The following is a 12,710-nucleotide window of genomic DNA, read 5'->3' as shown; positions in this document are numbered from 1 at the left end:
TAATACTGCCTGTTCAATCATCTTCATCGCAAAGATCTGGCAGGCATGGGCTCCTTTATATCTGCAAACGCCAAACAGGCACCAGCATTAGCTGGTGCCTGTTTCTTTTTATCCTTTAAAGCATCCGCACCTTCCCTATATCCTCCCAGTTTGAATAATACATCAAGATGTTAGTTTTGTAGGTTCTTCATTGATCGTTTTTTCTATGCTACTGCTTTCTGCCTGATCCTCTTTTATCCATTTAATGAGCGATATCGATGCCATCGCCATTATTAAGATGAGTGGAACGGAGGTAATGACTACTACTGATTGAAGAGCATGTAGTCCTCCACCGAACATCATTGAAAACGCTACAAGCTCTATAACCAAAGCCCAAAATATTTTGTGCCATCCAGCTGGCTCTTGATCTAATGACAACTTTTTTGATGCTGCGCTTGCTAATGTGAATGATGAAGAGTCCAGTGTAGCAGAAAGAAAAATAAGAGTGATAATGATAATGGCAAACAAGGCAATACTGCCTCCGGGAAGGCCCTGGAAAATGGCAGCAATGGCTGCTTCTCCACCTTTCTTCTCTAAAATGTCAATGACAGGAACAAGTTTATTAAGTTCAAAGTAAAGACCAGTATTGCCCATTATAGAAAACGCCGCCCAACACCCTACTGTTCCACCAATACATTCAGCAAAAATGACTTGTCTTATCGTTCTTCCTTTCGAGATTTTCGCTACAAATATGCCCATATAAGGAGCACAAGCAAACCACCAAGCCCAATAGAATATTGTCCAAGCTTCCGGAAAGCCAGAATTGGCAACAGAGTCGGTGTAGAAACTCATACGAAAGAAATTCTGTAACAATATCCCAACGCTATCCGTAAATCTGGATATTATAAACAAAGTTGGACCAGCTAAAAGAACGAATGCAGAAAGTGCTAGAAAAAGGTACGTATTGATGTTAGCTAACCTTTTCAGACCTTTTTTTAGACCAAAATACGTGCTAACACAGAAGATTAATGTCAAGACCACAATAAGCGTCATATCTAACATAAAGCTTCGTGGTATATTAAATAATTCAGAAATACCTTCAGAAATCATCGGAAGTCCCAAGCCTAGAGCAGCCCCTATTCCTCCAACTAGACCAACCATGAAAAAAACGTCAATCGCTTTTCCTAGCCAGCTATTTGCTCCCTTTTTAAGAACACCTTCACACGCTGAACTCAATTTTACACTCGGATTTTTCCTCACATATAAGTTATAGGCAATTGGCAAAGCAGGTAAGCAATATAGTACCCATGCGCTAAAGCCCCAATGAAATAATCCATAGGTAGACGCCCAATCTGCCGCTGCCCCAGTTTTTGGTTCAGCCCCAAAAGGAGGAGCTGTGTAATAATACGCCCATTCAATCGCGCTCCAGTATGTGATACTTGCACCAATTCCGGCCGTAAATAACATAGCTAACCAGCTAAATGTTGAAAATTCCGGCTTGGTATCAGACGCACCAAATTTTATCTTTCCATATTTACTAAATGCCAACCAAATCAAGAAAACTAAAGCCGCTACCACAGCCCATAAATATAATGAACTCAAACTCTCGGCAATTAAATGATGAATATCTCCGAGGATGGCAGTCCCTTGTTTAGGATTTAATAGTACAGGAATTGACAAAGCAGCAAGAATAGCTAGAGCCGGCCAAAAGATTGCTTTATCAACATTTGATTGTTTCATAAAATAAGAACCCCTCTTTCATTGCTTTTTGATAGTATGAAAACTACACTTTCAGCTCTAGCTTTTATATCATTCAACTAACAAATGACCAACACATATAAAGCGCTTTCATTTTATCCAACTATAGGTCTTTTATCGATTACAGACTAGCTTTGCATCGACTTTGTGACTAATTGATGAAAATGTTTCAAACCGTGCTCGGTCGGAGAATATACTCCTCTTCCACAAGCCCTAGAATGTAATCCACTTTGTAATAACTCAACTAGTTCGAAGTCTTCTTCTCGCACCTCATCTACAAATTTAATTAAATCTTCCTCTTCTACAGTTAAGTTTTCATCAGCAAAATAATAACGATAAATTGCCAATGAACTTTTTTCATCAACCGGGATAATATGGCTCGTCGTCATATTTCCAGTACCCGGGTAAATACTAATCATGGTATTGGGCCATACCCAGTAAAAACGTGCACCAGGACCTTCATCTTCATCACTTGCTGTTGTACACTGATAGGAAAAATTATCACAAGGAATAATACTATATTTAGTTAAATCGAAGGCCTTCGAAAAGCTAGGATGTGCAATTTGACAATGATCACATTCCAAATAATTGTCAATAATTGATTTCCAGTTAGCACGAACAATTCGACGGTTTTCCCTGACCTTTTTTAAGGAACTAAGAAAAGTATAGTCTTTTATGTTATTTAAAAAGGATTGATAATCTGTTTCAAAAGCAGGGGCATCCTGATTTAGATTTACAAATATCATCGTCTGATGTACTTCTAATCGAATAGAAGTCATGCAGCTAGGCTTTTCTATATCATTTGTTTTGAAATTTGGAGTCCTGTTCACCTTACCATCTAAATGAAATGTCCATCCATGATAAATACACTGGAGAATTTTTTTATTGCCTTGCTCTGTACGCTCGACTATCGCACCACGGTGAGGGCAAATATTATAAAAAGCATGCAACTCTCCGTCCTTGCCCCGTGTTACAATAATCGGCTCCCCAACCAAATCAAATGTAAAGAAGTCTCCAACCTTCTCTACCTGGCTTGTATGCCCAACCATAATCCAGTTTTTATAGAAAATATTTTCCCTTTCCTCCTTCATGACTTCAGGATCCACATACTGATTATAAGGTAGTGTGTATTCCAACTTTTTCATATCTTCTTTTGTAGACATAATGGAAGTTCCTCCTTTAATTATACATAAGATTAAAGACTTGCTCTGAATAAGGATGCAGGTATTACTTTTAAACCCACTCTTCCAATTAGCACCATATTTCCTTATATCTGTAGCATGCTTTACTTAACTCTTATGCAAGGATAATGCCAATTCGAAAGCTCCCTATTATTACTGATATTTACTAATTCCCCCTTCATTAATGTATAAAAACAGTTTATAATTGACTCAATTTAACCATAATAGACTCATTTTAGTTATTATTGACTCAATTTACATCTTAAAAGGAAATGAAGGGAGCTAACTCATGCAAAACTTAATGAATAATGAAGAAAAAATTGAAATGAGTACTGAGATATTGAAAAAAATTTTAGATCATTCACCTAATGAGATCTATGTTCTTAATAAAGATGCCTGCATTATCTACGCAAATAAAGCTTATGAAAGGCATTATGGAAAGCAGTTAAGCGAAATAATTGGAAAACATAATAATGAAATATTCTCCCAAGGATATTGGAAACCAAGTATTTTACCCTTTGTTTTGAAAGAAAAGAAACCGGTTACAATAAAACAAGTTTCATATATTGGAAAGGAAATGATTACAACAGCTATTCCTTTACTCAACGATGATCAGGAAATTGAACTTATTATTACAACAGCCCAAGAACCAAACTATAAAGGGTTATACATTCCTGAGGAACAGGAACCAGAAGAACTAAGCGAAAAGAATTCTTATCAAGAAAGCGTAATTACGAACAACGAACAGATGAACAATGTAATGGAGGTATGTGATAAGGTTTCAATGGTTGATGCGACCATCTTGATTCAAGGGGAGTCTGGTACAGGGAAAGGAGTGTTAGCTAAATACATTCATAATAGAGGACCACGAAAGAACTCGCCTTTCTTATCAATTAACTGTGCTACTATACCGGAACAATTAATAGAATCAGAACTTTTCGGATACACGGGTGGGTCTTTTACCGGGGCAAACAAAGGCGGAAAAAAAGGTCTACTTGAAATGGCAAACGGCGGTACCGTATTTTTGGATGAAATAGGAGAAATCCCGTTAAATATTCAGGCAAAGCTTTTACAGGTCATTCAAGACCTTGAATTTCTTCCTATCGGGGGCAGAGAACTAAAGAAAGTGGACATTCGTATTATTTCGGCAACCAATCGAGACTTATTTGAGATGGTGCAGAAAAAACGATTTAGGGAAGATTTATATTATCGACTTAATGTGGTTAATTTACAAATACCGCCTTTAAGGGAAAGAAACGAAGATATCATCCCGCTATCTTACTATTTTCTTTCAGTATTCAATAAAAAGTATCAGGTTAATCGGATTATATCGAAGGAAGTCCTCGATATTTTTTATGACAATCCATGGCCCGGAAATATACGTCAATTAGAGAATTTGATAGAAAGCTTAGTTGTAACAAGTGATGCTATCATTCAAGTATCTGATTTACCGATAATACTACAACAAAAAAATGCTCAAGAAACCCCAAGTCAAGAAACACCACTTAGACAAAACAGCACAATCCAAGACAAATCAAGTCAAATGATCCAAGATTATACATTAGATACAGCTTTAGAAGAACTTGAAAGAAACCTGATTGTTACCTCTTATACAAAATTCAGGAATACAAGGAAGGTCGCTCATCAATTATCGATTAGCCAATCAAAAGCATCACGGTTAGTGCGGAAATACTGTAAAGATTTAGACCTTTATAATTGATTCCATTAAATAGTAAATCATAAATATTAGTGGGCTTGTTTACGGCACAATCCACACGTCCTCGGAGTCATAAAAAACAGGAAAATATCCCAGCCGATCAGACCTGGTTATCGGGTTGAATTTATAAACGGAGCTATGCCCTTTCTTACTTTTTCGCAGTGCTGCCTCTGATCGTTCTGAACGATGTATGTGCCCATAGTATCCTCATCATTGCATAGTACACAAATACTAAACGATGTGAACGTTTTTGGAGTACTTAGTACCCATTCAGCTGCTGTATTTAACATTGCTTCTCCTTCAAAACTATTAATAAGTGGCTAAAGCAATTGGAGGAGAACGGAATTGGCGCTCTTGAAACGAATAAAAAGGTCGTCCATTCATGAAAAAAGAAACGAAGATCTTATTAACAAGCCCTGAAAACACATGGTCTTACTCAAAGTATGTCCCGAAAAGGAGGCTTACTAAAAATTGAATTGCTTTCTTTACAGAAGTTCGGCAGCATGGAGCATTACAAACAAGAACTATATGAATATAGCTTTTATTATAATCACCGACGGATCAAAGTGAAATTAAAAGGCATGAGCCCAGTAAATTACCGGGTTCATACCCTCAAGGTTGCCGAGTGTCTAAAATTTTTGGGTTCACTTCAAATTTGAAGTCGTCTTAAATCCTTATTTAGCAAACATAACGTTATAAAAATTAACCCTTAGGAAAATAGGGAATTTTATTCTGATAAAGTTAGTCATTTTGTTAATCGTTTTTTTTCTGTTTTTCCAGATAAAAACCATCCACCTAAAGCAATAAGGAGCATGACTGACCAAAAGATTATGTTCCAAATCGGCCCTTCAACAAAATCGTGAGGGATAATGTGCAGGGATGGATGTGCAAGTGTATGCATTAATAACTTCACCCCAACCCAACCAACGATTAACATGGCTGCCGTTTCAAGGCTAGGTCGTTCCGTCAATATCTTAACGAAGTATCCTGCTGCAAACCGAATGACAATCAAGCCTGCAATTGCTCCTATTAAAATAACAATGAATTTAGCTCCGTCCATACCACCTATATCACCCATTGGCGTATCTGGCAAAGCAAGAACAAGAGCAACTGCAGCTAAAATAGAATCAACAGCAAACGCAATATCCGCTAATGCAATTTGCGCAACAGTCATACGATAACTTTTCCCTTTTTCCCCATCTTCCCCGTGGTCCTTTTTAAGTAAATGTTTTATGGAGATGAAAATCAAATATGCAGCCCCAATTGCTTGAACTTGCCAAACGTGGAAAAGGTACGAAATGATGAAGATTGCACCGATCCTAAATACAAAAGCTAATAGCAATCCAATATTGATCGCTTTTTTTTGCTGTTCTTGTGGTAAATGCTTTGACATAATGGCTAAAACCAATGCATTATCAGCAGATAATAAACCTTCTAAAATAATTAAGATGATTAAAACCCATCCATATTCCAATAACAAAGATAGTTCCATTTTGCCCCCCTAAAATATCTCTTCCTAAGCCAGTAAAAATAATCTTGAACGTCTTGCATTCATTACAGGCATAAGTCACCCTTGAACCTTTTCTCATTCCAATATTGTTCCATTGTATCCACTTCCTTATTCAACACTTCAGTCCCGTTAGCTCTATAATATATTCTCTTATTCAGACATAGTTCCACTTGGATACATTGGGATTTTTTCATCTAGGACTAATAAAAAAAACTTGATTAAGGCCTGCAACCAACCACGTTCGTTGAAGTACATAATCAAGATTTTTTGTATAGATTTCTCCTCACTGTGCCATTAAGTGATATTTCTTTAAAATGGCCATTGTGATGCTTTTAGCGTCTGCTGAAGTACCGGAAATGTTTGTTACAAAAACATAATCGTGATCGTTTGTTTCAATAAAACCAACATACCAGCCCAAGTTTGATCCTTGACCTGTTTTACCGTAAAGTGTAAAGTTGTCCCCTTCAGTCTGAATCATCATTCGTTTAACGGTTTTCATGGTAACCTTATCAAAAGGGAGATTCTCTTTATATAAAGATTCCATAAAATCCGCTTGTTCAATAGGAGAAATTTTTAGTGAGCTACTTAACCAAAACTGATCAATCCCCCCACTAATATCTTGGTTGCCATAAGAAATTTTTTGAACCCACTCCTCCATACGATCCTCTCCAATATCCCGGGCCATTGCTTGATAGTACCAGACTACAGAGTTCCTTAAACCAGACCCGAGCGTATGATCCTGATTCCAAATTTCGATTTCCCGTTTCACTCCATCCCAATATTTAATGTCATATTCATCTTCTACGGCTCCTACCTGTAATCCAATGAGTGCATTGGGTACTTTAAAAGTCGATTGCGGCGCAAATCTTTGAGCGGCTCGTTCTTTATTATAGATAAAAGTCTTGTCTTTTTTCATTTCACGTAATATGAAGGTTCCTTCATGTTCTGAAAAAAATTCATCGACGTCTAGTTCCTTTATATTTAGCTTATCCTTGGTAGCATCAGCTCCAATAGGTTGTTGCATACATGTAATTAGAACTAGGGCACCAATTAGCATCAGAACCTTACGTTTTTTCATATATAATCACCTCTATACATTTATTTACAAACCATTCCATTATATCATATTAACCGAATGTTTTTAAAATTAAAATAATGAATGTGAATTTAGAAGCTGCCTTCTCGGATAACGTTAATGAACATCTGTAGTTAAATTTACTTTGGTATCTAATTTTTTTGCTTACTTTTTATAAAGAATAAAATTCAATAATTCTCCTAATAATAATTAGACTAATCATCAGGGAGGGATTTATGTGGATGCTAATCGTGTAAAACAGATTCTATCTTCTTCATCTGACATTGAGGTAAGATATAATGGATCTTCAGTTTGGATTGATAATTTAAATGCAGATGGTAAAACAGCTACAGTACATCTAAGAGGGCCATTGGAGGAAAGATCTGAAGTCGGAATTGATGAACTTAAAGAATTTTAAGGAACTCTTCCATTAAAATTAAGCTCCTCTCGTTAAGAGAAGGGCTTTTACTTATTCACCAATAATTTTTGACCAATATAAATTTTGTCCGGGTCTTTAATTCCGTTAAGACTAACAAGGGATTTTACGGTTGTTTTGTGTTTTTTTGCAATCAAGCTAAGTGTGTCACCTTTTTTTACAGTATAATTTGCAGATGTAGATTTCAATGCACAGGAGCTATTGGGTGTCCTAAAGGTATTTACGTTTTTTGTAAAATCCCGATAAGCTACATTTAAATCCACCTTTGTGCTGATGCCGTTTACTTGACCTGAATCTGAATGCTGCCAAATGTCTGTGTGACGTCCCAACGTGCTGTTATATCGTGCGATCCATAAAGCGTACTTCGATAATCTTGATTCATCTAAAGTATTTTCAAGAAATGATTTTCCAGTATAAAGCATAGCAATGTGTCCTGCTTCTTCAATAGCTTCTAAAAAAGCTATTGCAGCATCTGTCAGTGTTTTTTTCTTAGCCTCTTTTTTATTTTCTTCAAGGTCAAGAACAATAGGGAAATTTAAAGCAACAAAACTGATAGACTCTAAAAAATAGGCAGCCTCTGCCTTTGCTTCCTCTACAGTGGCAAACTTGGCATAGTGATAGGCCCCGACTTTTAATCCGGCTTCCAGAGCTTTAGGAGCATTTTCTTGAAAATAGGATAGCTTAGAATAGCTGGTTCCCTCGGTTGCTTTAATAAATACAAACTGCACTCCTGCCTTTACAACTTTATCCCAATTAATCTTTCCTTGCCAGTGCGAAACATCAATCCCCTTTAAATGTGTCATATTATTATTCTCCTCCTCTTTTTCTACCTAAATTCACTGACATATTATTTCTACAACATAAGATTGTGTAATAGTTCAGATGAACATTGCATTTAAAAAACATTCCCGCTATTATAAATAACATTACTTTCCACGTTCAAGCCATACTATAATAATATGTGACTTTTCTTGAAGAAAAAGAACTCATAGTTCCTTTGTCATAAATACGCTGTTCGTGTCCTCCTTGTAATCGGAAAACGGCTTACAATATTGGAATTCGAAACTTGCATATAGTTTTCTTGCCGGTAAGAAAGCATCCATTGATCCCGTTTCCAAACTTAAACGCCGATATCCACGTCGCTTGGCTTCATCAACTATGTATTGAAGGAGTTGTTTTGCAACACCTTTTTTTTGATGTGCTGAAGACGTTCGCATTGATTTGATCTCACCATGTTGACCATCAAGTTCTTTAAGTGCCCCGCATCCAACTAATACCTCTCCATCCCATACGCTCCAGAATGTAATCTCTGGTCTCCGCAATTCCTCTAGATTTAATGCATGTATACTTTCCGGCGGGGAATGAAGCGTCATACCATGAAGGTGCTCCCTCACCAATTCAATCACTTCAGATCCAGTTAAATCATCTATTTTAATTTCCATAAAAATACCCTCCCACGACATTATAATGAAAAAGGTGCCCAAATATTTTCCATGTGCACACTCACAATTCATATTTTACCACTTTTTTTTTATTGAGTTAATCTGCTCTTTAGTTCTGTAAGAAAAAGGCAGGAACACACCATATATCCATGAACCCTACCAGGTGCCTTTGTCCATATCATTCATGATAACCCTCCAGATTTTAATAATTTGGCAATCTCCAGGACACTTTTATCAGGCAAGGGGGCTTTTCATGTCAATTCTCATTTCCGTAAGTTGAAGCAGCTAGCTAGCTTTACTTAAACATTAGAAGAAAACCCCTGAAAATTTAAATTCAGGGGTTTTCTTTTTTCGAATATATAAGTTAACAGTTCCCATCTTTATGGAATAACGAAATACGGTCTCATCATTTCATAATCCTCATGCTCCAAGATATGACAATGCCATACATATCTGCCTGTATAAGGACCAAAATTCATGATAATCCGCGTTACTTGTTTCGGATTGGCTCTTACTGTATCCTTCCCTCCTCGTTCTTCTGGTTCGGGGGGGATTGCTGGGCCAGTGTATTGGATGAGCCCTTCCATATTATATTTATCGACATCGAAAGGTCTTCGGTCTATCACCTGGAAATCAATTAAGTGAACGTGAATTGGGTGTGTATCTGTAGTTAAGTTTATAAGATACCATATTTCGGTTGATCCTAATTTTGGATTTTCTGTTACGGGTGCATCCCACTGTTTATTATCCAATAACATAAATTCACGGCCGTACTTATCCATATTATCATTTAATGTTAGATATCGTATCTTTGAAGCTGACTGTTCATTCATTTTTGGAAGAGGCATCATATTAGCCGGAATAACACTGGTATCAATACTTGTAAGAGGAAGAGTGATTCTGAATTCCATCACTACTCCAACCGCATTAGCGGGATCTCCATCAGGAAAGGGAGCCGGGGCGTCATTTGTCACGATAATGTTCCTTCCAGCAAGATTAGTAAAATCAATGATGACATCCGCTCTTTCTGCAGGAGCAAGCATGATTTCTTTGACCCCTATCGGATATTCCATTAAACCGCTATCCGTCCCGATTAGATAAAAGCGTTGCCCTGAATCAAGCTTTATCCTATAAAAACGATTGTTAGATCCATTTAACAACCTGAATCGGTATTTTCGTGGTTCCACTTTTAAATAGGGCCATACTTTTCCATTAACAAGGATGGTGTCCCCAAAAAATTCAGGAACGATCGATGTTTCTAATTCCCCGATCGGTTTAACTGGCTGGTTTGGATAAAAAAGAGCGCCATTTTTATGAAAGGACCTGTCTTGAATAATAAGAGGAATTTCATAGTCACCGCAGGGCAGATTCAATACACGTTCCTTTTTATCTCTTATAAGATAAAAACCTGCCAGTCCCGCATAGACATTGAGTCTTGTAATCCCAAGTGTATGGTCATGATACCATTGAGTAACAGATTTTTGGTTATTATCATATTGATATACTTTCTTTTTAAAATAAGGTCCTACTCGTTCGAATCCTTTTGTAAACCAAGCCTCCGGGTAACCATCACTGTCCGATTCAACACTAGCGCCATGTACGTGTACCACCGTTCGAACTTCCGGTACGTCAAAATGGGCACCATGAACCGAATAGTCTACCGGAAAAAGATGCTTTTCTGGAAGGTTATTGATCCATTTAATAAACACTTTCTCTCCGCTCTCTACCTCAATTGTAGGTCCAGGATAGCTGCCTTCATAGCCCCATACAGTTGTATCATTTAACTCACTATGGAGTGATTGCTTAAATTCCGTCATATTCACTTCATAATAAGTATGAACCTGATCTTTCCATCGAGGTTTTAAAATAGGGGGAATGGGGAGTTCATCTACAAATTTAGAGAGAATCATATTTTCGCTCCTTATTAACTGTTGCTAATCATTATCTTCCTTCTAAATTTTATTAAAAGTACTAGCCTTGTATGACAATTCAAATTAGTCTTAAGGTAAAAATAGTATCCAGCCCTATTAGCTGCAAAAAAAGGATTACCGCAGCACCCCTACTGTTGGCTGTTCTTTACACCGGTATTTCTTTTTCTGATTTAAGTTGCTGAGCCATAACCTGTTTCATTTACTAGGAATAATTCTAAACTAGCTATCCCACTAACCTCTTCATAGTACAAAACCCTTCGCTTGATCTTCGGCTCTAGAACACGTTTGTGAAATTATGGTGAAACATCGGTAATAAAATATACACTGATTGACAACGTTAAAAGTACTATCAGAAGAGCCTGCAAACATATACCTACAATACTACAAATCTTTCCTGAAGAAGATAGCTTTCTACCTTGTTGTTTGGACTTTTCTATCTCTTTCATACTTTTTGATGAGAGCAATAGCCCAATCATTCCAAGTACTAAACCTATATAAGGAATAATGATGGACAAAATTCCTAGCGTTAATGAATAAATAGATTTTCTATTTGTAGTACCTTTCATAGTTCCCCTCCTTATATGATTCGCCTCCTAGATTGTATTCGAAATGACTATCTATTATTAAACATCCGTCCTCTTTATTTCATTTTATCTCTGCACAAATAATCATTTCTTTTCATACGTGTTCAATTAATGTTCAACAACTAACCTACCCAGTTAGGAAGAAAAGTTAGTGAAATTCTAAAAAAATCCCACTTTCACCATTTTTGCTTGAAAACATTCATCAAATAATTACTCTCTTATCCAATCGAATGGAGGCTTGCACGCGTAAAATATAGAAAAATTAGGTGGGGGTAATAATAATATGAATTTACGAGAAATACAGGGATCATATGACCTTGTAGCTAGTTTAGGTTCTTGGTGTGGCCCTGCACTACACACAAAACGTCATAATTTGAGAAAGAATTCCTTTCCATTTGATTGGGTTCAATCCCCCTTTCTCTCCGATGTAAATAAATTGTTAAAAAATAGATTTGAGGGCTATATGGAGTTAGGAAATATGGTTGAAAAAGAGATACTGGCACATTTTGTTGATGAAGGAAATACTGTCTTTGAGCAGGGAGGTACTGAACCGGCCAAAGCACATTTCATTCATGATAGCTATTATCATATAGATTCCGTCCATGATTTCCCTAGGATTCCCAATCAAGATTGGATTGTTCAATATCCCTCTTATAAAGAAAAATTGAAGCAACGGATAGAGAGATTTTTTACGCATATTACTCAAAGTCAATCTATTTTATTCATAAGATACGAATGGGGAAAGGCGAATGATGATGAAGTCGTTGAATTACAATCTATCTTGTCTCAAATAACAAAGGGGAAAATAAATATCCTGATAATGGAGCCCCTTGATGGTTTACAGGGAGTAAAAGAAGTGAACTGGGGTTTGAATGGGATTTGTTTAGTACAGGTTCCACGTCAAAACCCTGATGATCATGCCATTTGGGATGAAGTTCTTAAAGGAGTAATTTTAACATAGTAAGAATTGGAAAACTGCTTATTTGGGAGGCAGAGGTATTGTACAATATGAACTTCATTCACTTTACTGGTTTCATTATTCTGGAAGCTTCTAACTGAGGGAAGAATGATAGGAGCAAACTAGATGGGTTTCCTTT

The 12,710-nt window shown here is 36.8% G+C and carries 11 protein-coding genes and 1 pseudogene; 4 read left to right on the top strand and 8 right to left on the bottom strand.

Annotated elements, in window-relative coordinates:
• Positions 1 to 162: 162 nt before the first annotated feature.
• Positions 163 to 1,719 carry a BCCT family transporter gene (locus LQ203_RS17315; protein ID WP_230159604.1) on the bottom strand — a complete coding sequence of 519 codons (1,557 nt, stop codon included), beginning with the start codon at positions 1,717 to 1,719 and terminating at the stop codon, positions 163 to 165.
• Positions 1,720 to 1,865: 146 nt separating this feature from the next.
• A complete protein-coding gene (locus LQ203_RS17310) occupies positions 1,866 to 2,900 on the bottom strand; it encodes an SRPBCC family protein (protein WP_230159603.1) in 1,035 nt (344 codons plus the stop codon).
• Between the two features lie 307 nt (positions 2,901 to 3,207).
• Here LQ203_RS17310 and LQ203_RS17305 point away from each other — a divergent pair, with 307 nt between their 5' ends.
• Positions 3,208 to 4,638, top strand: a complete 1,431-nt coding sequence (locus tag LQ203_RS17305; protein ID WP_230159602.1) for a sigma 54-interacting transcriptional regulator — start codon at positions 3,208 to 3,210, stop codon at positions 4,636 to 4,638.
• Between the two features lie 389 nt (positions 4,639 to 5,027).
• Positions 5,028 to 5,294, top strand: a pseudogene (locus LQ203_RS17300) (IS3 family transposase); the annotation flags it as partial.
• Between the two features lie 86 nt (positions 5,295 to 5,380).
• Here the strand turns inward: LQ203_RS17300 and LQ203_RS17295 are convergent.
• Positions 5,381 to 6,127: a hypothetical protein gene (locus tag LQ203_RS17295; RefSeq protein ID WP_230159601.1), complete on the bottom strand. Its 747-nt coding sequence runs from the start codon at positions 6,125 to 6,127 to the stop codon at positions 5,381 to 5,383.
• A 301-nt stretch (positions 6,128 to 6,428) separates the two neighbouring features.
• Positions 6,429 to 7,223 (bottom strand): class D beta-lactamase, encoded by a 795-nt coding sequence (gene blaOXA / locus LQ203_RS17290; protein WP_230159600.1) that lies wholly within the window; start codon positions 7,221 to 7,223, stop codon positions 6,429 to 6,431.
• Positions 7,224 to 7,458: 235 nt separating this feature from the next.
• Between blaOXA and LQ203_RS17285 the strand changes: the two genes are divergently transcribed.
• Positions 7,459 to 7,638 carry an H-type small acid-soluble spore protein gene (locus LQ203_RS17285; protein WP_230159599.1) on the top strand — a complete coding sequence of 60 codons (180 nt, stop codon included), beginning with the start codon at positions 7,459 to 7,461 and terminating at the stop codon, positions 7,636 to 7,638.
• 47 nt (positions 7,639 to 7,685) lie between these two features.
• Here LQ203_RS17285 and LQ203_RS17280 read toward each other — a convergent pair whose 3' ends face one another.
• The 4 genes from LQ203_RS17280 to LQ203_RS17265 form a co-directional block, all read right to left on the bottom strand.
• Positions 7,686 to 8,459: a GH25 family lysozyme gene (locus LQ203_RS17280; RefSeq protein WP_230159598.1), complete on the bottom strand. Its 774-nt coding sequence runs from the start codon at positions 8,457 to 8,459 to the stop codon at positions 7,686 to 7,688.
• 183 nt (positions 8,460 to 8,642) lie between these two features.
• The gene (locus LQ203_RS17275; protein WP_230159597.1) at positions 8,643 to 9,098 is read right to left on the bottom strand and encodes a GNAT family N-acetyltransferase; all 456 of its coding nucleotides are present in this window, start codon (positions 9,096 to 9,098) and stop codon (positions 8,643 to 8,645) included.
• Between the two features lie 380 nt (positions 9,099 to 9,478).
• Positions 9,479 to 11,008: a multicopper oxidase gene (locus tag LQ203_RS17270; RefSeq protein ID WP_230159596.1), complete on the bottom strand. Its 1,530-nt coding sequence runs from the start codon at positions 11,006 to 11,008 to the stop codon at positions 9,479 to 9,481.
• 314 nt (positions 11,009 to 11,322) lie between these two features.
• On the bottom strand, positions 11,323 to 11,595 hold the full coding sequence (locus tag LQ203_RS17265; protein WP_230159595.1) for a DUF4190 domain-containing protein: 273 nt from the start codon (positions 11,593 to 11,595) through the stop codon (positions 11,323 to 11,325).
• A 301-nt stretch (positions 11,596 to 11,896) separates the two neighbouring features.
• Here LQ203_RS17265 and LQ203_RS17260 point away from each other — a divergent pair, with 301 nt between their 5' ends.
• Positions 11,897 to 12,574 (top strand): DUF1796 family putative cysteine peptidase, encoded by a 678-nt coding sequence (locus LQ203_RS17260; RefSeq protein ID WP_230159594.1) that lies wholly within the window; start codon positions 11,897 to 11,899, stop codon positions 12,572 to 12,574.
• Positions 12,575 to 12,710 lie beyond the last annotated feature (136 nt).

The sequence above is a fragment of the Peribacillus sp. Bi96 genome (genome assembly GCF_918698115.1).
In the GTDB taxonomy this organism is placed as follows: Bacteria; Bacillota; Bacilli; order Bacillales; family DSM-1321; genus Peribacillus.
This window is presented reverse-complemented; position numbering and strand designations above follow the sequence as displayed.

What these genes read in the sequence shown, in the direction of transcription:
- LQ203_RS17315 (WP_230159604.1), bottom strand. Translation starts at nt 1,719, where the DNA reads ATGAAACAATCAAATGTTGATAAAGCAATCTTTTGGCCGGCTCTAGCT.
- LQ203_RS17310 (WP_230159603.1), bottom strand. Translation starts at nt 2,900, where the DNA reads ATGTCTACAAAAGAAGATATGAAAAAGTTGGAATACACACTACCTTAT.
- LQ203_RS17305 (WP_230159602.1), top strand. Translation starts at nt 3,208, where the DNA reads ATGCAAAACTTAATGAATAATGAAGAAAAAATTGAAATGAGTACTGAG.
- LQ203_RS17295 (WP_230159601.1), bottom strand. Translation starts at nt 6,127, where the DNA reads ATGGAACTATCTTTGTTATTGGAATATGGATGGGTTTTAATCATCTTA.
- blaOXA (WP_230159600.1), bottom strand. Translation starts at nt 7,223, where the DNA reads ATGAAAAAACGTAAGGTTCTGATGCTAATTGGTGCCCTAGTTCTAATT.
- LQ203_RS17280 (WP_230159598.1), bottom strand. Translation starts at nt 8,459, where the DNA reads ATGACACATTTAAAGGGGATTGATGTTTCGCACTGGCAAGGAAAGATT.
- LQ203_RS17275 (WP_230159597.1), bottom strand. Translation starts at nt 9,098, where the DNA reads ATGGAAATTAAAATAGATGATTTAACTGGATCTGAAGTGATTGAATTG.
- LQ203_RS17270 (WP_230159596.1), bottom strand. Translation starts at nt 11,008, where the DNA reads ATGATTCTCTCTAAATTTGTAGATGAACTCCCCATTCCCCCTATTTTA.
- LQ203_RS17265 (WP_230159595.1), bottom strand. Translation starts at nt 11,595, where the DNA reads ATGAAAGGTACTACAAATAGAAAATCTATTTATTCATTAACGCTAGGA.
- LQ203_RS17260 (WP_230159594.1), top strand. Translation starts at nt 11,897, where the DNA reads ATGAATTTACGAGAAATACAGGGATCATATGACCTTGTAGCTAGTTTA.